Raw genomic sequence first — 25,223 nt, forward strand, 5'->3', positions numbered from 1 at the left:
GGCCCGCTTCTTCACTGTGGAGCTAAGGAGAATTGAACTCCTGACCTCCTGCATGCCATGCAGGCGCTCTACCAACTGAGCTATAGCCCCTCGTCTTGCCTGCCGCCCGGCTTCCCGTTCCCGGTTCCCCTTGGCGACGTCCCAAACATTACACGGTCATGGCCCTGGTCCAAAAATCGGTTTCCGCGGAACCCGAGCCATGCCCGATTTGACCCGTATCACTCGAACTTACGACCTTATGACGTCACGACGTCACGACGTCACGTCACGCCCTCGCGAACTGGTAGAACCGCTTCAGCGTGCAGTGCTCGTCGAGGAGCCGGCCATAGATCGGCTCGCCCTCCAGCTCCCGGTACGTCTCGATCGGGTCGCCTTTTATGATCAGCGCCCGCGCGCATTCCTCGCACCAGTACTGGTAGTCGGGATTGACCGGTTCCATGTCCCGCACGATCGGCGTGCCGTTGTCGCACCAGTCGCACCGCCGCCGGTGTGCACCCATCCGTCAGCGACTCCCTCCCGCATCGGGCCGTCGTGTCCCCCTCCGGCCGTCCGATTCTGCCATGCCGGTACGGGCCGGGTCAGCAAGCGCAAAAGGAACAAACGCAAAGATCCCGCCCCCTGTTGGGGACGGGATCCTTCACTGTGGAGCTAAGGAGAATTGAACTCCTGACCTCCTGCATGCCATGCAGGCGCTCTACCAACTGAGCTATAGCCCCGCTCTCCGCCGCGCTTCCCCCGTTTCCGGTGTTCTTCGCTGCGAACAAGAAGAACTCTAGCCTGTGACCAGCCGGAAAGTGAAATCCGGGTCCGAGCCGCCCGCGGGAGCTCTCGGTCGTCGCCGAGGACCGGCTCAGTCGTCGTCGCCGAGGACCGGCTCGGGCAGCGTGCCCGCGTTGTGCTCCATCAGACGCCAGCCGCGCGCGCCCTCGCCGAGGACCGACCAGCAGCAGTTGGAGAGCCCGCCGAGGCCCTCCCAGTAGTACGCCTCCAGGCCCAGCAGGCGGCCGATGGTCGTACGGATGGTGCCGCCGTGGCTGACGACGACCAGCGTGCCGCCGTCCGGCAGCCGGCCGGCGTGGCTCAGGACGACCGGAGCGGCGCGGTCCGCGACCTCGGTCTCCAGCTCGCCCCCGCCCCGGCGGACGGGCTCGCCGCGCTTCCACGCCGCGTACTGCTCGCCGTACTTGCCGAGGATCTCCTCGTGGGTGAGCCCCTGCCACTCGCCGGCGTACGTCTCGCGCAGCGCCTCGTCGTGCTCGACGGGCAGGCCCGTGACGGCGGCCAGCTCGGCAGCCGTGTCAGAGGCCCGCCGCAGGTCGGAGGCGACGATGGCGTCCGGCCTGAGGGAGGCGAGCAGCCGGGCGGCGCGGCGCGCCTGCGCCACACCCGTCTCGGTCAGCTCGATGTCCGTGGAGCCCTGGAAGCGTCGCTCGAGGTTCCACGAGGTCTGGCCGTGCCGCCAGAGGACGATCTTCCTGCCGGTCCTGCCCGTGTCGGCCGTGCTCAGAACAGATCACCGTCCAGTTCGTCGTCGCCCGCCGCCTCGCGCAGCTTGGCGTGCTCCTCGGCCTTGCCGATGGTGAGCTTGGCGTCCTCGGGGAGCTCGATCTCGGGGCAGTCCTTCCACAGGCGCTCCAGCGCGTAGAAGACGCGCTCCTCGCTGTGCTGGACGTGGACGACGATGTCGACGTAGTCGAGCAGGATCCAGCGGGCGTCGCGGTCGCCCTCGCGGCGCACCGGCTTGGCGCCGAGCTCCTTGAGGAGGCGCTCCTCGATCTCGTCGACGATCGACTTGACCTGGCGGTCGTTGGGCGCCGAGGCGAGCAGGAAGGCGTCGGTGATCGACAGCACGTCGCTGACGTCGTACGCGATGATGTCGTGCGCGAGCCGGTCGGCCGCGGCCTGGGCGGCGGCGGTGATGAGCTCGATGGAGCGGTCCGTGGCGGTCACTGGCCATGCTTTCGGGTTGGCGGGCAGATCCCTACAAGGGTCTCATGTACCGCCGACGCCGCCCGCGCGGAACATTCCGCGCGGGCGGAGCCCCAGCTCAGGAGGGCTTGTAGTCCTTGCCGAGGGTCACCACGATGTCCGCGTTCACCGCGTTCTCGGCCTTCTTCACGGCCGTCTCCGGCAGTCCCAGCGTCTTGGCGACGCCCACGGCACGGTCCCGCTGCGCGTCGTCCTGGTACGTGATCTGCGAGCTCGCCGCCGTCCGGTCGGCCTTGCCGCCGTCCACGAAGGCGTAGCCGCCGTTCAGCAGGGCCGCCTTCGCCGCGCCCTGCGTCTTGTCGTCGCCCGTGGCGTCGCGCAGGCCCACGCGGGGGGCGGCGCCGGGCTGGGCCGCCGTGGCGGAGCCGCCGAGGACCTCCTTGACGACCTTCTTGTTGGCGTCGTCCGTGAGGCCGCCGTCCGGCTTCACCGCGAGGACCTCGGTGCGGTAGGCGCCCACCTTGGCGTGCTCGCCGATGCGCGACAGCAGCGCGCCGAGGTTCTGCGCGTCCAGACCCGGGTCCAGGATCTGGCCCATGCTCTCGACGGTCGTGGCCGCCGCCTTCGGGTCGCCCGGGATCTTGCGCAGCACGGCGTACAGCACCTTCCCGGTCCGCTCCAGCTGCTTGGCCTCCGGCTCGCCCTGCCCCCGGAACGTGGCGTACGCGACGGCCATCGCCCCGGTCAGGCTCTGCTTGGGGCCCTGGCCGACCGCGGGGGTCTTGGCCTGGTCGTCGGCCGGGACCGCGGTGTCCGTGTCGACCTCGATGCCGCCGACCAGCTCGACGAGGCGCTCCAGGAAGGGGGTGTCCAGGCGCCAGGTGCCGCCGATGCGGGTGCCGAGGACCGTGTCGAGGGACTCCCGGGTGCCGAGGCTGCCCTCCTCGACCGACTTGCCGAGGGAGGTTCCGGTGCCGTCCTGCTTCGCGACGCCCAGGGCGTTGGGCAGCAGGACGGTGGCGCCCTGCTTGGTGGTGACGTTGTCGACCAGGAGGGCGGTCGAGCTGCCGCCCCGCTTGGTGTTGAGGAGGTGGACGACGATCATGTCGCGCTTCTGCGCCCCGGCGGGGGCCGCGGAGCCCTTCTTCGAGGCGGGGCCGTCGAGGAAGGGCAGCTTGTCCGCGTACCAGAGGTAGCCGACGCCGCCGACGACGAACAGGGCCAGCACGACGATCAGCGCGACCACCCGGTTGCGGCCGCGGCGGCGCGCCTCCTCGCGGCGCTCGGTGCGGCTCTCGGTGAAGGCGAGCCAGTCGATGACGTCCTCGGAGTCCTCGTCCGGCTGGTCGATGAAGGAGAACTGCTCGGTGCGGTAGTCGGGGTCGGGTGCCTGGTCGTCGGGGGCCGCCCGGCGCGGTTCGGGCACCTGGGCGGGGGCCGGCTGCGGCTGCTCCGGGGCCTGGGGGGCGGCCGGGGCGGCGTGCTGCTGCGGGATCCACTGCCGGTCCTGCGCCTGCTGGGTGTCGTACCCGTACGAGGGAGCCTGGGCCGGGGCCTGGGGGTGCTCCTGCTGCGGCGCGTAGTACTGCTGCTGCCCGGGCACGCCGTGGTCGTACGGCTGCTGCTCGTACGAGGGCTCGTACGGCTGCTCGTACCGCGGCTGCTCGTACTGCGGCTGCCCGTACTGCTGCGGGGCCGGCTGCGCGGGCACCTGGCCGTACACCGGCCTGCCGTACGGGTCGTAGCCGATGAGCTGCTGCTGCGCGGCGTACGGGTCGTACGGTTCCTGTGGGTCGCTCACCGCGGGGCCCCTCTCTCCGGAAGCTCAGGCTCCCCGGTACAGCTCACGCTTGTCGATGTAGCGCACCACGCCGTCCGGCACCAGGTACCAGACGGGATCGCCCTTGGCGACGCGCGCACGGCAGTCCGTGGAGGAGATCGCCAGCGCGGGCACCTCGACCAGCGAGACGCCGCCCTCCGGCAGCCCGTCGTCGGTGAGCACGTGGCCGGGGCGGGTCACTCCGATGAAGTGGGCGAGGGAGAACAGCTCGTCGGCGTTGCGCCAGGTCAGGATCTGCGCGAGGGCGTCGGCACCGGTGATGAAGAACAGGTCGGCGTCCTGGTTGAGCGCGCTCAGGTCCCGCAGGGTGTCGATCGTGTACGTCGGGCCGCCGCGGTCGATGTCGATGCGGCTCACCGAGAACTGGGGGTTCGACGCCGTCGCGATGACCGTCATGAGGTAGCGGTCCTCGGCGGGGGACACGGCCCGCTGGGACTTCTGCCACGGCTCGCCGGTCGGCACGAAGACCACCTCGTCGAGGTGGAACAGGGCGGCCACTTCACTGGCGGCCACCAGGTGTCCGTGGTGGATCGGATCGAACGTCCCGCCCATCACGCCGAGCCGGCGCTTGACCGGGCCCGTAGGCATTTCCTGCTCTCCCATGAGCGCAGAGCCTACTGGCCCGGTGGCACGTCCACGGCGGCCGGACCGGAACCGGGAGGTGTCTAGCGGTCGCGGTTGAGGCGGGTGGTCACCCACAGCATCAGCAGCAGGATGAACAGGGCGCCGCCACCGGTGAGGTACGGGCTCAGGCTGTCGTGGTTACCGCCGTGCTGCTCGGCGCCCTCCGAAGCGAGAACGACCAGGTTGTGGGTGGTGGTGGAGAGGCTCATCAGGCAGGTACCTATCGAGTCGGGGAGCGAGCGGAGACTTCGCTCACATCGTATGCGGGGGCCCTGGGCACGCTCACGCCGACTCAGGCGTTGGAGAGGATGGACGTGAGGCAGCAGAGCCGATCAAGGGGGAGGGCGCTATGACGGACACCGGATTCGAGAAGGCACCGGCACGCAACCGCAGGAGGTTCCCGGGCATTTCCTCGCGGGCGTACGAGCACCCGGCGGACCGCTCGGCGCTGGTCGCGCTGCGCAAGCTGAGCGGTTTCGACACGGTGTTCAAGGCCCTGAGCGGGCTGCTCCCGGAGCGCAGCCTGCGGCTGCTGTTCCTGTCGGACTCGGTGCGGGTGGGCGAGACGCAGTTCCCGCATCTGCACGAGATGCTCCGCGACGCCTGTTACATCCTGGACCTGGAGAAGGTCCCCCAGATGTACGTGCAGCAGGACCCGAGGCCGAACGCCATGTGCATCGGGCTGGACGAGCCGATCATCGTGGTGACGACGGCCCTGGTGGAGCTGCTCGACGAGGAGGAGATGCGGGCGGTGGTGGGCCACGAGGTGGGCCACGCGCTGTCCGGGCACGCCGTGTACCGCACGATCCTGCTGTTCCTGACGAACCTGGCGCTGAAGGTGGCCTGGATCCCGCTGGGGACGATGGCGATCACGGCGATCGTGACCGGGCTGCGGGAGTGGTTCCGCAAGTCCGAGCTGTCGGCGGACCGGGCCGGGCTGCTGGTGGGGCAGGACGTGAACGCCTCGATGCGGGGCCTGATGAAGATCGCCGGCGGCAACCACCTGCACGAGATGAACGTGGACGCCTTCCTGGCCCAGGCCGAGGAGTACGAGGCGAGCGGTGACCTGCGCGACTCCGTCCTGAAGATCCTCAACATGCTGCCGCGGACGCACCCCTTCACGACGGTCCGGGCGGCCGAGCTGAAGAAGTGGTCCCAGAACCGGGACTACCAGCGGATCATGGACGGTCACTACCCGCGGCGGGACGAGGACAAGGACACCTCGGTGACCGACTCCTTCCGCCAGTCGGCCTCGCACTACGCGGACTCGGTGCGCGGCAGCAAGGATCCGCTGATGAAGCTGGTCGGCGACATAGCGGGCGGTGCGGGCGACCTGGGCGGCAAGCTGCGCGACAAGTTCACCGGGGCCGCGGGGTCCGCTCCCCAGGGCCCGAAGGACGCCAAGGACGGCAAGGACGCTACGGAGCAGGGCTGACGGAGCTTCCCTCCGTCGGCGGCGCCGGGGTCGAGGTGCCCGGATCCGGGGTGCCGGGGGCCGGGCTCGCCGACGGCTGGGCCAGTACGCCGCACAGCCCGGCGGTGAGCCTCGGGTGGCCGCTGGCGTACGGGTCGGTCGCGGGCGGGCCGACGGTGGTGGGCGCGGAACCGGCCGGCAGCGGGCGGAAGCCCTCCGCGGGCTCGGTGGCGCAGTCCTGCGGCCCGGCCATCACGTAGGCCGAGACCAGCTCCGCCCGGCGGGCCGTGAGGTCCTCCCGGTCGAAGCGCAGCCGCAGCTCGCGGCGGACGGTGAAGAGCGAGGCCCCGTCGACGGCGGCGGGCTGGCCGGTCGCCGGGCGGACCGCGTACACGAAAGTGTGGTCGGTGGTGACCTCCAGCACCTCCGGGCTGCGCTCCTCGAAGGCGAGGGTTCCACTGACCCGGATGCGGGAGTCGGCGACGACCACCGCGCGGGGGGCGAAGCGGACCAGCCAGCCGGTGGCGGCGTGCCGGCCGTCGCCCGAGGGCGAGGCCATGCTCTCGTCGAACTGCGCCAGCTGGCCGGGGTCGAGCAGGACCCGTACCGGCCGGGAGGCGTTGCCGGCGAGGACGTCCGGATCGAGCGAGGACTGCACCAGGTAGTCCTTGGCGATGGAGAGCGCGGCGACGACCTGGCTCTCGCTGAAGTGGTGGGTGCGGCGGACGGCAGGCAGGGTGATCCCGGCGGCCCCCACCCGGTAGTCGGCGGCGGGGCTGTTCGCGTAGAGGTCGACGGGCCGGCCGCCGGGCACGACGGAGGCCGGGGCGAGGGGTACGACGGTGCTGGTGAGCGGCTCGGCGTTGCCGCCCTCCGGGGGCACGTACGGGTTGCGCAGGCCCAGGTAGACGGCGACCGCGAAGGCGGTGGCGATGAGCAGGACGAGCAGCATGCCCTGGCGGGCGCCGCGGCCCGGGGTGCCGTTGCCGTGGGCGGAGGCGCCGCCGGACCAGATGGAGCGGCTGCGGACGGCCCGGGCGTGCTCGCCCATGCGTTCCCGGGCGGAGAACTCCTGGAGCCTGGCGGCGCGGACGAAGTCCTCGTCGAACACCACCGAGCGGTACTCGTCCGGGCGCAGTTCGTCGTCACCCCCGCCGATTCCCTCGGGGGTGCCGTTGGGTGGGTCTCCTGGAACGGCCATCGCTTCTCCCCGCTGTCCCCGCTTCAGAGAAGCCCCCAGCTCCGGCTCACGCGAGTGGGGTCGTACCTTCAGGGTTGGCGGCCGACGGGGTACGTAAACGCGCCGACCCCGGTGACTTCCCTGAGCGGGGTACTGGCGGGTGCGGGTGCGGGGTCCGCCTCGCCGGCGGCACTGCGGTAGACGGCGCTGAAGGCCAGCGCGACCATGCCGAGGCCCATCACGACGGCGAGCACCCAGGCGACCGGGCGCAGCCAGGGCGAGCGGCCCCGGTACGGGCGCAGGCGGCCGCCGTAGGCCCCGTACGGGCCCTCGGCGTAGCCGTAGCCGTACTGGCCGGGTTCCCATCCGGGGTCGTCGATGCCGTACCCGTCGGGGTACCCGTAGTCGTCGTCCCCGGACCAGCCTCCGGCGACGCGGGCGGCCTCGGCCTCGGCGCGCGCCCGGTCGGCGGCGCGCTGGCGCTCGGCCGCGCTCGGTTCATGGATCTCGGCGTTCCGGACGAAGGCCTCGTCGAACACCACGGAGGCGAAGTCCTGATCCGCGCCTCCGCGGTCGTCGTCGGGCTCCCCGTCGTCCGGGAACGGCTTGCCCCCCACGTCGTCCGGCACGGGACCAGCGTAGACCTGGGGGGCTGCTTTGGGCAGGGTGTAAGCCGGAATCCGGCCACACCGCGTTCGCCGGGGTGTTACCGGACGTGACCGTCGCCGGTGACGATGTACTTGGTCGAGGTGAGCTCGGGAAGGCCCATCGGGCCCCGTGCGTGCAGCTTCTGGGTGGAGATGCCGATCTCGGCGCCGAAGCCGAACTGACCACCGTCGGTGAAGCGGGTGGAGGCGTTCACGGCGACGGTGGTGGAGTCGACCAGCTGGGTGAAGCGGCGGGCGGCGGCCTGGGAGGTGGTGACGATCGCCTCGGTGTGGCCGGAGGTCCAGCGGCGGATGTGGGTGACGGCGTCGTCGAGGGAGTCCACGACGCCGGCGGCGATGTCGTAGGACAGGTACTCGGCGGCCCAGTCCTCGTCGGTGGCGGGCAGCGCGGTGACCTTGGACTCTTCGGCGTACGAGAGCACCTCGGCGTCACCGTGCACGGTCACCCCGGCGTCCGCGAGGGCGTCCAGCGCCAGCGGGAGGAAGGCCGCGGCGATGTCGCGGTGCACGAGCAGGGTCTCCGCGGAGTTGCAGACGGAGGGCCGCTGCGCCTTGGAGTTGACGAGGATGTTCACCGCCATGGCGAGGTCGGCCTGGGCGTCGACGTAGACGTGGCAGTTGCCGGTACCGGTCTCGATGACCGGAACGATGGACTCCTCGACGACGGTCTTGATGAGGGAGGCACCGCCGCGCGGGATGAGCACGTCGACGAGGCCGCGGGCGCGCATCAGCTCGCGGACGGAGTCGCGGGACTCGCCGGGGACGAGCTGGATCGCGTCGGCGGGCAGTCCGGCGCCCTCGATCGCGTCGCGCAGGATGGCGACGAGGGCGGTGTTGGAGGCGTAGGCGGAGGAGCTGCCGCGCAGGAGTACGGCGTTGCCGGACTTGAGGCAGAGGGCGGCGGCGTCGACGGTGACGTTGGGGCGGGCCTCGTAGATGATGCCGACGACGCCGAGGGGGACCCGGATCTGGCGGAGGTCGATGCCGTTGGGGAGGGTCGAGCCGCGGACGACCTCGCCGACGGGGTCGGGGAGGGCGGCGACGTCGCGGACGTCGGAGGCGATGGCGGCGATGCGCTCGGGGGTCAGCGTCAGGCGGTCGATGACGGTCTCGCTGGTGCCGGCGGCGCGGGCCTTGTCGGTGTCGACGGCGTTGGCGGCGACGATCTCGGCCGTACGGGCCTCCAGCGCGTCCGCGATGGCCAGCAGCGCGGTGTCCTTGGCGGACCGCGGGAGGGGGGCGATGGCGGCGGCTGCGGTACGGGACCGCTTCGCGGTGGCGAGGACGGGCGAGGCGGCGGTGGCGTCGTCGAGCGAGGTCATGCGGCCAGGGTAATCCCCGGCCGCCCCCGGCCCGCCGCGGTTCCACCCGCCGAGACGCCCCGCACCGGGCTGCGGCTGGCCCCGTCCACGCGCGGCGCCGTTGCGGGGGCTCCGCCCCCGGACCCCCGCGCCTCAAACTCCCCCAGCTACCGCTGGGAGGGGCCCCCTGACGAGGCTGGATTTTGGCTGACCACCACCGACACGTGCGACAGCGCCTGGCAGGAGACCTCTCCGCGCAGCGCACCGCGCCCGCAGGCGACAGCCGGGCACCGGCCACGCGCAGCGGCCCCGCCCGGGGGACGACGGACGGAGTCCGGCGCAGCGGGCCGAAGCCCGGGAAGCGCGCCAGCGCTGAGCGGTGCGAGGGACGCGTCTAATAGGGGTGCACACCCACCGGGTGGGCCGGGGGCGGGCCGTAGCCCTCTGCCACGCGTTGGTGGTAGGTGGCGCGGTCGATGACCTCCAGGCCGACGATCTCCCACGGCGGCAGCTGCGCCGAGGAGCGGTGTTCGCCCCAGAGCCGCAGGGCGACGGCGGCCGCGTCGTGGAGGTCGCGGGCCTCCTCCCAGTACCGGATCTCCGCGTGGTCGTCGGCGTACCGGCTGGTCAGCAGGAAGGGGTGGTCGTGCGCGAGCTGCTCCAGCCCGCGCCGGACCTCGGACAGCGGCGCCGGCTTGCCCGAGACGCTCAGGGTGATGTGCCACAGGCGGGAGGCGTCCCCGTCGTCCGGGCCGCCGCCCCCGTGCCCGTCCCCGCGACCGCCCCCGTGCCCGTCCCCGTCTCCGTGCCGGTCCCCCGTGCCGACGCTGGTCAGCGCTCGTCTCACCAGCCGCCTCCTGTCTGCGCTACGCGTGTCCGCCCCTCACAGTTGACCAGTCCCCGGCCCCCCGCGCGGCGGTTTTGCCGAACCTCAGCCCTGCAGCAACACCAGATCGTCGCGGTGGACGACCTCCCTCTCGTACGCGGGTCCGAGCTCGCGGGCCAGGTCGCGCGTGGACCGGCCGAGCAGCTGCGGAAGTTCCTTCGCGTCGAAGTTGACGAGCCCGCGGGCGACGGCGCGCCCGTCGGCCGAACGCAGTTCGACGGGGTCGCCCGCGACGAACTCGCCCTCGACGGCGGCGATGCCCGCGGCCAGCAGCGAGCTGCCGCGTTCGGTGACGGCGCGCACGGCGCCGTCGTCCAGGACGAGGTGCCCCTGCGGGGTCGACGCGTGCTGGAGCCACAGCAGCCGGTCGGCGGAGCGCCGCCCGGTGGCGTGGAAGTGCGTACCGGTCGGCCGCCCGGCCAGCGCGTCGGCGGCCTGGCTGGCGGAGGTGAGGACGACGGGGATCCCGGCGGCCGCGGCGATCCGGGCGGCCTCGACCTTGGTGACCATGCCGCCGGTGCCGACACCCGCCTTGCCCGCGCTGCCGATGGAGACGTGCGCGATGTCCTCGGCGCCCCGCACCTCGTCGATGCGGGTGGTGCCGGGCAGGGACGGGTCCCCGTCGTAGAGGCCGTCCACGTCGGACAGGAGCACGAGGAGGTCGGCGCGGACCAGGTGGGCGACCAGGGCGGCCAGCCGGTCGTTGTCGCCGAAGCGGATCTCGTCGGTGGCGACGGTGTCGTTCTCGTTGACGACGGGCAGGGCGCCCATGATCAGCAGCTGGTCGAGGGTCCGGTAGGCGTTGCGGTAGTGCGCGCGCCGGCTGGTGTCGTCGGTGGTGAGCAGCACCTGGCCGACGCGGACGCCGTAGCGGGCGAAGGAGGCGGTGTACCGGGCGACGAGGAGGCCCTGGCCGACGCTGGCGGCGGCCTGCTGTCGGGCGAGGTCCTTGGGGCGGCGGGCCAGGCCGAGGGGGGACAGTCCCGCGGCGATGGCTCCGGAGGAGACGAGGACGATCTCCTTCTCCCCGCCGCTGCGGGCCTTGGCCAGTACGTCGACCAGCGCGTCCACGCGGTCGGCGTCGAGCCCGCCCGCCGCGGTGGTCAGGGAGGAGGAGCCGACCTTGACCACGATCCTGCGGGCGTCCACGACACCTTGCCTAGCCGTTGACACGTCTTTCCCCTCACCGACCGACCTACCGACCCATTCGACCGGCTCAATCTACGGGGTGGCGCGGCGCGGCCGCCCGCCGGTTTCAGACCGTGGACGAGGACGGCGACGAGGACGCCTCCGGGGCGGGTCCGGTGCCCGCGCCCGCGCCGGGGATGAGGATCTTGCGCGACAGCAGGAAGGTGAAGGGGATGGCCACGACGGCCGCGACCAGCGGCGCGATGCGGGTGTCCATCCCGGCCCAGGTGACGAGGGCGTAGAGGCCGGCGGACTGGATCACGTAGTTCGTGACGTTGGTCAGCGGGAAGAGCAGGAACTTCTTCCAGGTGGGCCGGGTGCGGTAGGTGAAGTAGGTGTTCATGAAGAACGACCCGATCATCGACAGCACGAAGGCCAGGGTGTACGCGGCGAAGTACGGCATCCACGGGTGGAGCAGCAGGTAGATGCCGAAGAAGGTGCCGGTGTTGACCCCGCCCACCAGGGCGAAGCGGAAGATCTGGCCGAGCTGGTCGCGGCGGCCGTTGCCGGAGGGGGCGGTGGTCATCGGTGGCTGCGCTCCGCGATCACGGCTTCGGAGGCCTCGGGCATCCGCTCGGCGGTCACGCCGTGGGCCTCCTTGACGAGGAAGTGCGGGCGGCGCTTGGTCTCGTAGTAGATGCGGCCGATGTACTCGCCGATCAGACCCAGCATGATCATCTGTACGCCGCCGATGCCGGCGATCATCGCGACGAGCGTGACGTAGCCCGGCGAGTCGATGCCGTTGGTGATCGCCATCGCGGTGATCCACAGCGCGTACAGGACGGTCAGGCCCACCAGCGACACGCCGAGCCAGATCCCGATCCGCAGGGGCCGGTTGTTGAAGGAGATCAGGCCGTCCATGCCGTAGTTCAGCAGGGAGCCGAACTTCCACTTCGTCTCGCCGGCCTCGCGCTGGGCGTTCTGGTAGTCGAAGTGGACGGTGTCGAAGCCGATCCAGGAGAACAGGCCCTTGGAGAAGCGGTTGTACTCGGGGAGCGCGAGCAGGGCGTCGACGGCCGGCCGGGAGAGCAACCGGAAGTCGCCGACGCCGTCGGTGAGCTCCACGTCGACCCAGCGGTTGACCCCGCGGTAGTAGAGGCGGCTGAGGGCCGAGCGGAGTTTCTTGTCACCCTCGCGCGTGCGCCGGGCGATGACCTGGTCGTGGCCCTGCCGGTAGTGCTCCAGCATGGTGGCGATCAGCTCCGGCGGGTGCTGGAGGTCCGCGTCCATGATCACCACGGCGTCGCCGGTGGCTTCCTTCAGCCCGGCGAGCATGCCCGCCTCCTTGCCGAAGTTCCGGCTGAAGGAGACGTAACGGGTCTGTTCCCCGTAGGCGGCGGCGATCTTGCGGAGCTTGCCGAGGGTGCCGTCACGACTGCCGTCGTCGACGTAACAGACCTCATACTCCACGGGCAGGGTGTCCAGAACCCTGCGGATCTCTGCGTCGAAACTGTCGATGACGGCTTCTTCGTTGTAGCAAGGGACAACTACGGACAGCTTGGTCATGACCACTTCCTGCTGGGTCCGAACGGGTGATTGTCGGCGACCGGACCCGCCACTCACCACTTCCTTAGAAGTATGCACGCCGGAGGTCGGCCTGCCTGAGTCGCGTGCCGCACACGGTAGCTTTGACTGGATAAGCGGAATGGAACAAAGGGATCGAGGTGCACGTGCCTGACGTCTCCGTGGTCGTCATCGTCTACAACGACGCAGAGCGTCTGCCGACAGCCGTCCAGTCGGTTTTGGACCAGACCCTGCGCGGGGTCGAAGTCGTGATCGTGGACGACTGCAGCAAGGACCGGTCCTTCGCGGTCGCCCAGGAGCTCGAAGCGGCGCATCCGGACCGGGTGCGCGCCTTCCGGCTGCCCGAGAACAGCGGAGGCTGCGGCGCGCCGCGCAACCACGGCATCCAGCAGGCCACCGGCACGTACGTGATGTTCCTGGACAGCGACGACGTCCTGGAACGCAACGCCTGCCGGAACATGCTGGCCGCCGCCGAGCGCACCGGGTCCGACCTGGTCTCGGGCATGTGCGTGCGCGTGCATCTCGACAACCGCTGGGGCAAGACCACCGAGTGGTACCCGTGGATCTACGCGCGCACCCGCACGCTGGAGTCGATCACCGAGTACCCGGACCTGCTGGTCTACGACACCCTCTCCACGAACAAGTGCTACCGGCGCGCGTTCCTGCTGGAGCAGGGCCTGGAGTTCCCGGTCGGCATCCACTACGAGGACCTGCTGTTCTCGGCGCAGGCGTACGTCGCCGCCCGCCGGATCACCCTCATCCCGAACCACGTCTACTTCTGGAACGTGGTCGAGAAGGCCGCCGCCCTGTCGATCAGCAACCGGCGCCACGAGATCGAGAACTTCGTCCACCGGATGGAGATCCACCGTCGCGTCGACGAGCTGCTGGCCGCCAAGGGCCACACGGCCATCAAGTCCGCCAAGGACGCCAAGTTCCTCAAGCACGACCTGGTCCTGCACCTGCGCGACCTGCCGCTGCTGGGCGACGCGTACCGCCAGGAGTTCGCCCGGCTCGCCAACGGCTACCTGGAGGGCATCGACCCGGCCGCGTACGAGAACGTCACGCACCTCCAGGCCATCTGCGCCTACCTGCTGGGCAAGGAGGACTGGGACAACCTCCTCCCGGCCGCCGACGCGATGACCAACAAGGGCCGGCTGTGCTCCCCGCTCGCCGAGCGCGACGGCCGCGTCTACTGGTGCGCCCAGCACCTCGACGACGCCGAGGGCCGCCGGATACTGGACGTCACCGACCAGGGCTACCACACCGCGCCGCTGTCCTCCCTGGCCCTGGGCAACCGCCTGACCTCGTACGAGGACGACGGGCGCGGCTCCGTCACCCTCGCGGGCCGGATCGTGAACCCGCTGGGCCGGATCCAGGCCGACACCCCGCTGAAGGCCACCCTGGAGTTCCGGGCCCGCCGCCAGATCGGGGTCCGCTCGTTCAGCTTCCCGGTGGAAACCGTGCGACACGCCGGTGACACGATCGAGTGGAACACCACGGCCGACGTGGCCTCCACGGTCCGCCCGCTCGGCATCATCGACGCCGTCTGGGACGTCCGCCTGAAGCTGACGGCCGGCGGCGACCGGATGACCACGCGCGTCGCGGTCGGCGGCGTCGACATGGAGTCGGCGTCCCGGCTGCGGGTGCGCCCGCGCCTGACCCGCCTGGTCTCCGACCGCTTCGAGCCGGAGATGACCAAGAAGGGCAACCTCTCCTACGTCCTGACCGCCGAGGGCCGCGCCGCCGTCCGCACCCAGGCGCTGCTCAACGGCGCGATGCACGGCAAGGCCGCCGGCGTCGTCAAGCGCGGCCTGCGCCGGGCGCTGAAGGCCCGCCGCAACATCGGCTCGGGCGAGCAGAAGGTGAAGGTCTACCACGAGGTCTTCTCGAAGCTGCCGGTCAAGAAGGGCACGGTCGTCTTCGAGAGCCACATGGGCAAGCAGTACAGCGACAGCCCGAAGGCGATCTACGAGGAGCTGGTGCGCCAGGGCGCGCCCTTCGAGGCGATCTGGTCCTACGCGGGCGCCAAGCCCACCGGCTTCCCCAAGGAGGCCACCCTGGTGCGCCGCTGGAGCTGGCCCTACCTGCGGGCGCTGGCCCAGGCCGAGTACTGGGTCGACAACCAGGGTTTCCCGCTGGCGCTGGCCAAGCGCCCCGGGACCACGTACATCCAGACCTGGCACGGCTCCGCGCTCAAGCGGATGGGCTTCCACGAGCCGCGCACCAAGGCGCAGGGCAAGGCCGGGCAGGACCGCTTCCAGGCGGCCGTCGACCGCTTCGACCACTTCCTGATCCGCTCCGAGCACGACGCCCGTACCCTCGCCAAGGGCTTCCGGCTGCGCGACGAGGTGCTGCTGCGCACCGGCTACCCGCGCAACGACGCCCTGGTCGAGGCGCACCGCGCCGAGGCGCAGAGCGGGGAACGGGTGCGCGGACCGCTCGCCGCGGAGCTGGGCATCGACCCGGCGAAGAAGGTGCTGCTGTACGCGCCGACGTTCCGGGCGAACGCGGACGGCACGGTGGAGGGCTTCGAGTTCCCCTTCGCCGTGGAGGAGTTCGCGGACCGGCTCGGCGACCGCTTCACGCTGCTGGTGCGCACGCACTACCTCAACAGCGTCTCCCTGCCGCCGTCGGTCGCGGGCCGGGTCCTCGACGTGTCCCGGCACCACGACATCACCCCGCTGCTGGCGCTGGCCGACGGGCTGATCACGGACTACTCGTCCGTGATGTTCGACTACGCGGTGCTCGACCGGCCGATGCTGTTCTTCGCGTACGACTACGAGAAGTACGCGACGGACATCCGCGGCACCTACTTCGACCTGAAGGAGAAGGCGCCGGGCCCGGTGCTGGCCACGGCCGACGAGCTGATGCAGGCCGTCTCCGCCTTCGACGAGGCCGACGCCAAGTACGCGGAGGCCCGTCAGCGCTTCCTCAGCGAGTTCGGCGAGTACGACCGCGGGGACGCCGCCCGCCAGATCGTCGAGAAGTTCTTCACCAGGAGCGGCAAGTGAGCCAGCAGACCGCCATCGAGGGCGGCCGCGACATCTTCCTCGTCTCCAACAGCGTGGACGAGCTCGGCGGTGTGACCACGTGGTCCCACCAGATGGCCCGGCTGTTCAGCGAGCGCGGCCACCGCGTGCACGTCGTCGGCATCGCGCCCGTCGCCGAGGAGATCCGGCAGAAGCTGCCCGCCGGCCTCCCGTACGAGATGACGACGCTCTACGCGACCCACCCTCCCAAGGCCCGCCGGCTGCACGGCGTCAAGGGCCGCCTCAACGCCCCCGAGCGGCGCCGCCAGGCGGCCCGGCGGGCGCAGATGCGGGCCAAGGCGGAGACCCTGAGCGAGCTGTTCCGGGCGGCGCGGCCGGGCTCTGTGGTGATCGTCACCCAGGTCTGGGCGATGGAGTGGGTGGCCCTCACCGACACCAAGGGGCTCTCGGTCATCGGCATGAGCCACGAGTCCTTCGAGGCCAGCCACAAGTCGACCCGCGGCGAGCGGGTGCGCCGCCACTACTCCGAGGCCGACCGGCTGCTGGTGCTCACGCCGGAGGACGCGGACCTGTGGATCCGCTCCGGCATGGAGAACGTCGACAGCATGCCGAACCCGCTGCCCTTCATGCCCGAGGCGCCCGCGCCGCGGACCGCGAAGGTCGTCGCGAGCGTCGGCCGCCTCGCCTTCGAGAAGGGCATGGACCTGCTGCTCGACGCGTGGGCGGACGTCGCCCCGCACCACCCCGGCTGGACCCTGCGGATCTACGGGGCGGGCCTGGAGGAGGCCACGCTGCGGGCGCACTGCACGGAGCTCGGGCTGGACGACTCCGTGGAGTGGATGGGCAGCACCGACGACGTGCTGGGCGCGCTGCGCGGGGCCTCGGTCTTCGCCCAGGCCTCCCGCGCCGAGGGGTTCCCGATCACCCTGCTGGAGGCCATGGCGGCGGGCCTGCCGGTGGCCGCCTTCGACTGCGCGCCGGGCGTACGGGAGATCGTGCGGCACGGCGAGGACGGGCTGCTGGCCCGCCTCGGCAACACCATGGAGCTGGCCGGGCACCTGGACGCCCTGATGTCGGACGGGGCCACGCGCGACCGGCTCGGCGACGCGGGGTTCCGGCACGTGCGGCGCTACTCCAGCGCGGAGATCACCGACCGGTGGGAAGAGCTGTTCACCTTCCTGGAACGCTGACCCCCGCCGCCCGCGCTACGAGGCCGCCCGCCCCGGACCTGGTCCGGGGCGGGCGGCTTCCTGACGCGTACCCGCTCACGCCGTGCGGTTGGCCTCCCAGCCCGCCCAGGCGGAAGTGATCATCTCTCGGACGTCGTGGCGCGCCTTCCAGCCCAGTTCGGCGGCGATCCGGTCGGCCGAGGCCACGACCTTCGCCGGGTCGCCGGGGCGGCGCGGGGTGACGACGGGCGCGTAGGAGTGCCCGGTGTTCTCGTTCATCAGCTCGACCATCTCCCTGACGGAGACGCCCTCGCCGCGGCCGATGTTGACGGTGAGGTCCTTGTACTCCCCCGCCGCGCCCCACTCGGCGAGCCGGCGCGCGGCCACCACGTGGGCCTCCGCCAGGTCCTCGACGTGGATGTAGTCGCGGATGCAGGTGCCGTCCGGGGTCGGGTAGTCGTCGCCGAAGATGCGGGCGCCCTCGCCGGCGTCGTAGCGCTCGAAGACCATGGGGACGAGGTTGAAGACCCCGGTGTCCGCGAGCTCGGGGGCGGCCGCGCCGGCCACGTTGAAGTAGCGCAGGCAGGCGGTGGAGATCCCGTGCGCCCGGCCCGCGGCGCGGACCAGCCACTCACCGGCCAGCTTGGTCTCCCCGTAGGGGCTCAGCGGGCGGCAGGGGGTCTCCTCCGTGACGGAGTCCACATCGGGCATCCCGTAGACGGAGGCCGAGGAGGAGAAGAGGAAGTTGCGGATGCCCGCGGCGGCCACGGCTTCGAGCAGCACCGTGAGGCCCTGCACGTTCTCGTGGTAGTAGTACATCGGCTTCTCGACGGACTCGCCGACCTGCTTCTTGCCCGCCAGGTGCACCACGCCGGTGATGTGCTGCTCGCGGAGGGTCTCGTCGAGCACGAGGCGGTCCAGGACCGATCCGACCACCAGGGGCACGCCCTCCGGGACGCGGTCCTCCCGCCCCGTGGAGAGGTCGTCGAGGACCACGACCTCCTGTCCCGCCTCCAGCATCGCGCGGACGACGTGGGCGCCGATGTAGCCGGCGCCACCGGTGATCAGAAAAGTCATGCGTATCTCCCGAGCTCTAGCGTGACCTGCGCGTGCGGGCGCGGTCGAGGCGGTTGCGTACGAAGGTCAGCGCGCCCCCGGCACCCGGCGCGAGGCGCAGGGCCAGCGCTCCGGCGGCCGTGCGGTACGGCTGCGCCAGCAGAACACCGTACCGGCTGCTCGGCAGGGCCCGGCGGCGGAGCAGGGGGCCGAGGGGGCGCAGGGAGGTGACCAGGGAGCTCCCGTCGCCGCACTCCACGCCCGCCCGGACGTCCCAGGCCTGCATCCCGCGCAGCCCGCGGCGGCGCCCCGTGGCGGCCAGCGCGGCGAGCCGGAAGGGCACCTCGGCGCTCCAGCCGTCCCCGTCGGAGGCGGCCCGCAGCTCCACCGGGCGCACCTCGACGGGCTCGCCGCCCGCCCGGGGCAGGAAGCTCAGCCGGACGGTACGGGGGCCGGCCCCGGCCAGGCGCCCGTACAGGTCGCGCACCCGGATCCGGACGGCTCCGCGCCCGGCGGGTGCGGCGTCGACGGTGACGGGCAGCTCCGCGAGGGGCAGCTCCGCGAGCCCGTCCAGCGGTACGGGCACCTCGGCGCTCCACACGGGCCGCCCGGCGGCGTCGGAGGCGTACGGGGGCAGCAGGCGGGGCGGCTCGGCGGCGAGGTGCACGAGCCGCTCCAGGTCGGCGGGCGGGGCCTCGCAGGCCAGCAGCACGCGGGCGGTCCAGCGGGCCCGCGCGGGGGCGGCCCCGATGTCGGCGTCGGCGAAGCCGGCCAGGTAGTCGCGGGTCAGGGTCCACCAGGCGGCCCGGTAGCCGGGGTCCTCGCCGAGCTCGCGCAGGTACATGCGCAGGTCGTAGTCGAGGAACTTGGCCTGGCAGGCGCGGCCGAGTTCCGGGGAGGCCTCGGCGAGGGTCCGGGAGGCGACGGCGTGGGCCTCGACGCGGGAGCGCCAGTTGCCGACGTCGGCCCGGTCCAGGGAGATCGACACCTGGGCGGCGCGGCGGCGCACGTGCCACACATAGACGAGGTCGCCGACGACCGCGATGCGGGGCGCGGCGGCCAGGACGCGGGAGGTGAAGACGAAGTCCTCGTAGACGAAGCGGCCGTCGGGGAAGCGGATCGCGTGCTTGTCGAGGAAGGCGCGCTCGTACAGCTTGTTGACGCAGAGGGTGTCGCGGACCAGCTCGGGCCGGTCGGCGGGCCGCTCGACGACCTCGCCCGGCGTGTACAGGCCGGGCATCCAGGGCACGTCGCGGCCCTCGGGCAGCTCGCGGCGCACGCACGCGCCGACCGTGACGGGGGCCCGGTGCTCCTCGGCCGCCCGGAGCAGGGCCCGGGCGGCGCCCGGCGGGAGGACGTCGTCGCTGTCGAGGAAGAGGACGTACGGGGCGCTCGCTGCGGCGATGCCGTCGTTGCGCGGGGTGCCGCAGCCGCCGCTGTTCTCCGTGCGGTGCACGACCTTCAGCCGGGGGTGCGCGGCGGCCAGGGCGTCCAGCACCGCCCCGGTCCCGTCCGAGGAGGCGTCGTCGACCGCGATGACCTCGGCGACCACCGGGCCCTGGGCGAGGGCCGAGGAAACGGCCTCGCCCACGAGCCCGGCGTCGTTGTACGCGATCACCACCACGGAGACCGCGGGGTCCGTGGTGGTGTCACTGGTGCTGGAATCGCTGCTGCTCACCCGGAGGATCCTAGGCGAACGGCGTAAGGCGGGGTTCAAACCGGTGTGCCTCGGGAGCCTCAGAAGGGGCGGAACTCGTCGTACTCCTGCTGGGCGGAGTCACCGCGCTTGGCTTCCTTCTCCTTGCGGCGGGTGGTGGCCGGACGCGGCGCCTCCAGGCGGTGGTCCTCACCGCGGCGGCCCAGCATCTCGGCGCCGGCCATCATGGTCGGCTCCCAGTCGAAGACGACCGAGTTCTCGTCGGAGCCGATCGAGACGCCGTCACCGGCGCGGGCGCCGGCCTTGCGCAGCCCGTCCTCGACGCCGAGGCGGTTGAGGCGGTCGGCGAGGTAGCCGACGGCCTCGTCGTTGTTGAAGTCGGTCTGGCGGACCCAGCGCTCGGGCTTCTCGCCGCGGACGTTGTAGACGTCCTCGACCTCGTCGTAGGTGATGGTGAAGCCGGAGTCGTCCACGGCCTTCGGCCGGATGACGATGCGCGTCGCCTCCTCCTTCGGCTTGCGGGCGCGGGCCTTCGCGATGACCTCGGCGAGGAAGTACGAGAGCTCCTTGAGGCCCGTACGGGCGACCGCGGAGACCTCGAAGACCTTGTAGCCGCGCTCCTCCAGGTCCGGGCGGACCATGTCGGCGAGCTCCTGGCCGTCCGGGATGTCGACCTTGTTCAGGACGACGAGGCGCGGACGCTTCTCCAGGCCGCCGCCGTAGAGCTTGAGCTCGTTCTCGATCGCGTCGAGGTCGGCCAGCGGGTCGCGGTCGGACTCCAGGGTGGCGGTGTCCAGGACGTGCACGAGGATCGAGCAGCGCTCGACGTGGCGCAGGAACTCCAGGCCGAGGCCGCGGCCCTGGCTGGCGCCGGGGATCAGGCCGGGGACGTCGGCGATCGTGTAGACCGTCGAGCCCGCGGTGACCACGCCGAGGTTGGGGACCAGGGTGGTGAAGGGGTAGTCGGCGATCTTCGGCTTGGCCGCGGAGAGCACCGAGATGAGCGAGGACTTGCCCGCGCTGGGGAAGCCGACGAGCGCCACGTCGGCGACGGTCTTCAGCTCCAGGACGACGTCGCCGGTGGTGCCGGGGACGCCGAGGAGCGCGAAGCCGGGGGCCTTGCGGCGGGCGGAGGACAGCGCGGCGTTGCCGAGGCCGCCGCGGCCGCCTTCGGCAGCGACGTAGGTGGTGCCCTGGCCGACGAGGTCGGCGAGGACGTTGCCCTCCTTGTCGAGGACGACGGTGCCGTCCGGGACGGGCAGGATCAGGTCCGTGCCGTCCTTGCCGGAGCGGTTGTCGCCCGCGCCGGGCTGGCCGTTGGTGGCCTTGCGGTGGGGGCTGTGGTGGTAGTCGAGCAGGGTGGTGATCGCCTGCTCCACCACCAGGATGACGTCGCCGCCACGGCCGCCGTTGCCGCCGTCGGGGCCGCCGAGCGGCTTGAACTTCTCCCGGTGAACGGAGGCGCAGCCGTGGCCCCCGTTACCCGCGGCGACGTGCAGCTCGACGCGGTCCACGAAGGTGGTCATGGGTGTTCCTCCAGATACATACGGGAATGTCCCGAGCAGGCCTTGCTGCCCATTAAACGTGTCTATGTGACAACGCGCCGAGGGCGGACCTCTCTTCCCGGCTCGCGCCGGGAAGAGCTGAGATCCGCCCTCGGGGTGTTACGAACGCTTCAGATCAGCAGGAGCTGGATCAGGCGGCCGGAACGATGTTGACGACCTTGCGGCCACGGTGCGTGCCGAACTGCACGGCACCGGCCTGCAGCGCGAACAGCGTGTCGTCGCCACCACGACCGACACCCGCACCCGGGTGGAAGTGGGTGCCGCGCTGGCGGACGAGGATCTCACCAGCGGAAACGACCTGACCGCCGAAGCGCTTCACGCCGAGCCGCTGAGCATTGGAATCGCGCCCGTTCCGGGTGGACGATGCGCCCTTCTTGTGTGCCATGTCTCAGTCCCTCTTACTTCGCAGCCGCGGGGATACCGGTGACCTTGATCGCCGTGTACTGCTGGCGGTGACCCTGGCGACGGCGGTAGCCGGTCTTGTTCTTGTAGCGCAGGATGTCGATCTTGGCGCCCTTGTGGTGGTCCACAATCTCGGCCGTGACCTTGATGCCGGCCAGGACCCACGGGTCGCTGGTCACGGCGTCGCCGTCGACAACGAGCAGGGTCGAGAGCTCGACCGTGTCGCCAACCTTGGCAGTGGAAATCTTGTCAACCTCAACGATGTCGCCGACAGCAACCTTGTGCTGGCGACCACCGCTGCGCACGATGGCGTACACGCGGATCTCTCTCTCACTCGGGACGGATGCTCCTGAAGCCAGCCGCTCACGCGGGCCGGGGCCCACGGTGATCCGGAATTGGACGAGCGGCCTCTCCCGGGTGCCGCCTGCTTGCGCGGACGATGCGGGAGGAAGGTGCTCAGGAGCGCGACGCACGCTGAACGGGTAATCGTTCAAGACACGCCGACGGTCTAGGTTACGGGGCTGGTTCCAGGGGGTCAAACCGGGCCCCGCAAGGCCGTGGGCCCCGCCGCTCGGCGGGGCCCACGGTCATGCGGTGGATCAGGCTTCGGCGGGAGCCGAGACCGAGGGCGGGGTCTGCTGCTCCGCCGCCGCGGTCTTCTTCGTCGCCCGCTTCGCGACGGTCTTCTTGGCCGTCGTCGCCTTCTTCGCCACGGTCTTCTTGGCGGCCGCCGCCTTCTTGGCCGGGGCCTTCTTCGCCGTGGTGGTGGCCGCCTTCTTGGCCGGAGCCTTGCGGGTGGCCTTCTTGGCGGGAGCCTTGGCCTCCGCCTCGGCCTCGGCGGGTGCCTCGGCCGGCTTCTCGGGCTCCGTCTCGGCGACGACCGGGGCGGCCTCGGCCGCCGGGGCCTCGACGACCACGACGGCCGCCTGCGCCGATCCTGCCGGGGAACCGGCGGGAGCGGTGGCCTTGCGGGTGGCACGGCGGCGCGGACGGGCCGGCGCGGCCTCCACGACGGGCTCGGCGACGGGCTCGGCCGGGGCCGCGACCGGGGCGGCCGGCTCCGGCTCCGCTTCCGCGACGGGCTCGGCCACGGGCTCCGCGACCGGTTCGACGACGGCCTCGGCGACCGGCTCGGGAGCGGTGGCCTTACGGGTCGCACGGCGACGCGTACGGCCCTTCGGCGCGGCCTCGACCGTCTCCGCGACCTCCACGGCCGGGGCCACGACCTCGGTGTCCGGCTCCAGCACCGTGTCGGCCGGCTCGGTCACCGGCTCGGCCTCCACGACCGGGGCCGCCGGGGCCTGCGCCGGGGCGGCCGCCCGCTCCGCACCCCGCGGGGCGCCCGCCGGAGCGGTCGCCTTACGGGTGGCACGGCGACGGTTGCGGCGCCCGCTCAGGCCCGCGGCCGCCTCGGCCTCGGCCGGGCTTCCGTACAGCTCCTCGTCCGGAACGAACTGCGGCTCCGGCAGGGCGCGCGGCGCGGCGGCCTCGGCGGCCACCTCGGCCTCGGTCTCGGTCTCGCCCTCGAACACGTCGGTGTCGACGGTCTCGACCGTCTCCAGCTCGTGCTCGTGCTCACCGCGGCCACGGCGCTTGGAACGCTTGCCGTTGCCACCGCCGCCGATCGCGGACGGGGTCTCCATGTGCACGATGACGCCGCGGCCGTTGCAGTGGACGCAGGTCTCGGAGAAGGACTCCAGCAGACCCTGGCCCACCCGCTTGCGGGTCATCTGCACCAGGCCCAGCGAGGTGACCTCGGCCACCTGGTGCTTGGTGCGGTCGCGGCCCAGGCACTCCAGCATGCGCCGCAGGACCAGGTCGCGGTTGGACTCCAGGACCATGTCGATGAAGTCGATGACGACGATGCCGCCGAGGTCGCGCAGCCGCAGCTGGCGCACGATCTCCTCGGCCGCCTCCAGGTTGTTCCTGGTGACGGTCTCTTCGAGGTTGCCGCCCTGACCGGTGAACTTGCCGGTGTTGACGTCGATGACGATCATCGCCTCGGTCTTGTCGATCACGAGGGAGCCGCCCGAGGGCAGCCACACCTTGCGGTCGAGCGCCTTGGCGAGCTGCTCGTCGATCCGGTACGTCGCGAAGACGTCGACCTCGGAGGTCCAGCGCGACAGCCGGTCGGCCAGGTCCGGGGCCACGTGGTTCACGTAGCCGTGGATGGTCTCCCAGGCGGTGTCGCCGCTGACGATGACCTTCGAGAAGTCCTCGTTGAAGATGTCGCGCACGACGCGGACGGTCATGTCCGGCTCGCCGTACAGCAGGCTCGGCGAAGAGGTCGTGATCTGCTTCGACTTCTTCTGGATGTCCTCCCACTGGGCCTGCAGACGCTCGACATCGCGGCGCAGCTCGTCCTCGCTCGCGCCCTCGGCGGCGGTGCGCACGATGACGCCCGCGTCCTCGGGGACGATCTTCTTGAGGATGGTCTTCAGGCGCGCGCGCTCGGTGTCGGGCAGCTTGCGGCTGATGCCGGTCATCGAGCCCTCGGGCACGTAGACCAGGTAGCGGCCCGGCAGAGACACCTGGCTGGTCAGGCGGGCGCCCTTGTGGCCGATCGGGTCCTTGGTGACCTGCACCAGGACCGACTGGCCGGACTTGAGGGCGGACTCGATGCGGCGCGGCCCGTTGGCCATGCCGAGCGCCTCGAAGTTGACCTCACCGGCGTACAGGACCGCGTTGCGGCCCTTGCCGATGTCGATGAAGGCGGCCTCCATCGACGGCAGCACGTTCTGGACCTTGCCCAGGTAGACGTTGCCGACGTACGAGGTGGCTTCTTCCTTGTTGACGTAGTGCTCGACGAGCACGTTGTCCTCGAGGACGCCGATCTGGGTGCGCTCGCCGGCCTGGCGGACGACCATGACGCGCTCGACGGCCTCGCGGCGGGCCAGGAACTCGGCCTCGGTGATGATCGGGACGCGGCGGCGGCCCTGCTCGCGGCCTTCGCGGCGGCGCTGCTTCTTGGCCTCCAGGCGGGTCGAGCCCTTGATGGACTGGACCTCGTCGGAGGAGGTGGACTCGCTGCGCTCGCGCGCCGGGCGCGGCTCACGGACCTTGACGACGGTACGGACACCGTCGTCGTCGCCCGCCTCGGCGTCGGAGCCGCTGTCACCGCTGCGGCGACGACGACGCCGGCGACGGCGGCTGGAGCTGGAACCGAGGGCCTCGTCGGCCTCCTCGTCCTCTTCCTCCTCCTGCTCGGCGGCCTCGGCCTCGGCTTCGGCCTCCTCGTCGGCGGACTCGTCGAGGTCGGCGGCCTCACCGCGACGGCGACGGCGGCCACCGCGACGGCGGCGGCGCGAGGGGCGCTCGCCCGACTCGTCGGCCTCGTCCTCGTCGAGCTCGGCGGCCTCGGCCTCCTGCTCCTCGTCGACGAGCTCTACGTCGGCCAGCGACACGGGACCGGACGGCGCGGCGGCGGCCACGGGCTCGGCGGCGCCACGACGGCGGCGACGGCGCCCGGCGGGCTGCGCGGCGGGGGCCGGGGCCTGGACCTCGGCCACGGTTTCGGCGTTGGCTTCGGGCTCCTCTTCCTCCTCCTCGGCCTCCTCCGCGCGCACGGCGGCGGCAGCGGCCGCGGCGGCCATGGCGGCGGTCTCGGGGGTCTGGAACATCGGCTCGGCGAAGACCGGGGCCTGGAAGACGGCCACGGCGGGACGCGCGGCGCGACGGCCGCCACGGGCCGGGGCGGCGGGCTCCTCTGCAGCGGCGGCGGCCGGCTGCGCGGGAGCGGCGGGCGCGGCCGGGGCGGTGGAGCGGGTGGCGCGGCGGCGGCCGCCGGGCGTCGGGGCCTCCACAGAGTGGGCGGGGGTCGGCGGGGGGGT

22 protein-coding genes and 2 tRNA genes are annotated in these 25,223 nt (G+C 71.8%); 3 read left to right on the top strand and 21 right to left on the bottom strand.

What is annotated here, in order from left to right:
• Nucleotides 1-17 precede the first annotated feature (17 nt).
• From ACFV0Q_RS18025 to ACFV0Q_RS18060, 8 genes are all read right to left on the bottom strand, one after another.
• Nucleotides 18-90: transfer RNA gene (locus tag ACFV0Q_RS18025), tRNA-Ala, on the bottom strand.
• 175 nt (nt 91-265) lie between these two features.
• Entirely contained in the window at nt 266-499 is a 234-nt protein-coding gene (locus ACFV0Q_RS18030) for a hypothetical protein (RefSeq protein WP_266577344.1), read from the bottom strand.
• Nucleotides 500-643: 144 nt separating this feature from the next.
• Nucleotides 644-716 (bottom strand) — tRNA-Ala (locus ACFV0Q_RS18035).
• A gap of 134 nt (nt 717-850) precedes the next feature.
• Nucleotides 851-1,507: a histidine phosphatase family protein gene (locus tag ACFV0Q_RS18040; RefSeq protein ID WP_385006409.1), complete on the bottom strand. Its 657-nt coding sequence runs from the start codon at nt 1,505-1,507 to the stop codon at nt 851-853.
• Nucleotides 1,504-1,950, bottom strand: a complete 447-nt coding sequence (rsfS, locus tag ACFV0Q_RS18045) for a ribosome silencing factor (RefSeq protein WP_030008628.1) — start codon at nt 1,948-1,950, stop codon at nt 1,504-1,506. Before rsfS ends, ACFV0Q_RS18040 begins: the two co-directional genes overlap by 4 nt.
• A 97-nt stretch (nt 1,951-2,047) precedes the next feature.
• Complete coding sequence (locus ACFV0Q_RS18050; RefSeq protein ID WP_385006376.1) at nt 2,048-3,730, bottom strand: LytR C-terminal domain-containing protein; 1,683 nt, start codon at nt 3,728-3,730, stop codon at nt 2,048-2,050.
• Between the two features lie 24 nt (nt 3,731-3,754).
• Nucleotides 3,755-4,372, bottom strand: coding sequence for a nicotinate-nucleotide adenylyltransferase (gene nadD / locus ACFV0Q_RS18055; RefSeq protein WP_266577342.1), 618 nt, complete (start codon nt 4,370-4,372; stop codon nt 3,755-3,757).
• Nucleotides 4,373-4,434: 62 nt separating this feature from the next.
• Complete coding sequence (locus ACFV0Q_RS18060) at nt 4,435-4,602, bottom strand: hypothetical protein (RefSeq protein ID WP_385006379.1); 168 nt, start codon at nt 4,600-4,602, stop codon at nt 4,435-4,437.
• Nucleotides 4,603-4,742: 140 nt separating this feature from the next.
• On the opposite strand from ACFV0Q_RS18060, the gene ACFV0Q_RS18065 reads away from it, so the two are divergent.
• Entirely contained in the window at nt 4,743-5,828 is a 1,086-nt protein-coding gene (locus tag ACFV0Q_RS18065) for a M48 family metallopeptidase (protein ID WP_385006381.1), read from the top strand.
• Here ACFV0Q_RS18065 and ACFV0Q_RS18070 read toward each other — a convergent pair.
• From ACFV0Q_RS18070 to ACFV0Q_RS18100, 7 genes are all read right to left on the bottom strand, one after another.
• Nucleotides 5,812-7,008, bottom strand: coding sequence for a hypothetical protein (locus tag ACFV0Q_RS18070; RefSeq protein WP_385006383.1), 1,197 nt, complete (start codon nt 7,006-7,008; stop codon nt 5,812-5,814). The genes ACFV0Q_RS18065 and ACFV0Q_RS18070 overlap by 17 nt on opposite strands.
• Before the next feature lie 68 nt (nt 7,009-7,076).
• Nucleotides 7,077-7,616 (bottom strand): hypothetical protein, encoded by a 540-nt coding sequence (locus ACFV0Q_RS18075; protein WP_385006385.1) that lies wholly within the window; start codon nt 7,614-7,616, stop codon nt 7,077-7,079.
• Nucleotides 7,617-7,693: 77 nt separating this feature from the next.
• Entirely contained in the window at nt 7,694-8,977 is a 1,284-nt protein-coding gene (locus ACFV0Q_RS18080; RefSeq protein WP_385006387.1) for a glutamate-5-semialdehyde dehydrogenase, read from the bottom strand.
• 373 nt (nt 8,978-9,350) lie between these two features.
• Entirely contained in the window at nt 9,351-9,803 is a 453-nt protein-coding gene (locus ACFV0Q_RS18085; protein ID WP_385006389.1) for a hypothetical protein, read from the bottom strand.
• A gap of 84 nt (nt 9,804-9,887) precedes the next feature.
• Nucleotides 9,888-11,015, bottom strand: coding sequence for a glutamate 5-kinase (proB, locus tag ACFV0Q_RS18090; RefSeq protein ID WP_385006391.1), 1,128 nt, complete (start codon nt 11,013-11,015; stop codon nt 9,888-9,890).
• An 82-nt stretch (nt 11,016-11,097) separates the two neighbouring features.
• Nucleotides 11,098-11,556 (bottom strand): GtrA family protein, encoded by a 459-nt coding sequence (locus ACFV0Q_RS18095; RefSeq protein WP_385006393.1) that lies wholly within the window; start codon nt 11,554-11,556, stop codon nt 11,098-11,100.
• Complete coding sequence (locus ACFV0Q_RS18100) at nt 11,553-12,536, bottom strand: glycosyltransferase family 2 protein (protein ID WP_385006395.1); 984 nt, start codon at nt 12,534-12,536, stop codon at nt 11,553-11,555. Before ACFV0Q_RS18100 ends, ACFV0Q_RS18095 begins: the two co-directional genes overlap by 4 nt.
• 158 nt (nt 12,537-12,694) lie before the next feature.
• On the opposite strand from ACFV0Q_RS18100, the gene ACFV0Q_RS18105 reads away from it, so the two are divergent.
• Together ACFV0Q_RS18105 and ACFV0Q_RS18110 are read left to right on the top strand one after the other, a co-directional pair.
• Complete coding sequence (locus ACFV0Q_RS18105) at nt 12,695-15,565, top strand: CDP-glycerol glycerophosphotransferase family protein (protein ID WP_385006397.1); 2,871 nt, start codon at nt 12,695-12,697, stop codon at nt 15,563-15,565.
• Nucleotides 15,562-16,734, top strand: a complete 1,173-nt coding sequence (locus ACFV0Q_RS18110; RefSeq protein ID WP_385006399.1) for a glycosyltransferase — start codon at nt 15,562-15,564, stop codon at nt 16,732-16,734. The genes ACFV0Q_RS18105 and ACFV0Q_RS18110 overlap by 4 nt, the downstream gene beginning before the upstream one ends.
• Nucleotides 16,735-16,809: 75 nt before the next feature.
• Here ACFV0Q_RS18110 and galE read toward each other — a convergent pair whose 3' ends face one another.
• From galE to ACFV0Q_RS18140, 6 genes are all read right to left on the bottom strand, one after another.
• A complete protein-coding gene (gene galE, locus ACFV0Q_RS18115; protein ID WP_385006401.1) occupies nt 16,810-17,790 on the bottom strand; it encodes a UDP-glucose 4-epimerase GalE in 981 nt (326 codons plus the stop codon).
• A gap of 16 nt (nt 17,791-17,806) precedes the next feature.
• Nucleotides 17,807-19,447: a glycosyltransferase family 2 protein gene (locus tag ACFV0Q_RS18120; protein ID WP_385006403.1), complete on the bottom strand. Its 1,641-nt coding sequence runs from the start codon at nt 19,445-19,447 to the stop codon at nt 17,807-17,809.
• Between the two features lie 59 nt (nt 19,448-19,506).
• The gene (obgE, locus tag ACFV0Q_RS18125) at nt 19,507-20,952 is read right to left on the bottom strand and encodes a GTPase ObgE (RefSeq protein WP_385006405.1); all 1,446 of its coding nucleotides are present in this window, start codon (nt 20,950-20,952) and stop codon (nt 19,507-19,509) included.
• Between the two features lie 169 nt (nt 20,953-21,121).
• Nucleotides 21,122-21,376 (bottom strand): 50S ribosomal protein L27, encoded by a 255-nt coding sequence (gene rpmA, locus ACFV0Q_RS18130; RefSeq protein ID WP_008738950.1) that lies wholly within the window; start codon nt 21,374-21,376, stop codon nt 21,122-21,124.
• Between the two features lie 13 nt (nt 21,377-21,389).
• Nucleotides 21,390-21,710 carry a 50S ribosomal protein L21 gene (rplU, locus tag ACFV0Q_RS18135; protein WP_030715748.1) on the bottom strand — a complete coding sequence of 107 codons (321 nt, stop codon included), beginning with the start codon at nt 21,708-21,710 and terminating at the stop codon, nt 21,390-21,392.
• Nucleotides 21,711-21,992: 282 nt separating this feature from the next.
• On the bottom strand, nt 21,993-25,223 hold a 3,231-nt coding region (locus tag ACFV0Q_RS18140), incomplete at its 5' end, for a ribonuclease E/G (RefSeq protein WP_385006407.1).

The sequence above is a fragment of the Streptomyces sp. NPDC059564 genome, assembly GCF_042735575.1.
In the GTDB taxonomy this organism is placed as follows: Bacteria; Actinomycetota; Actinomycetes; order Streptomycetales; family Streptomycetaceae; genus Streptomyces.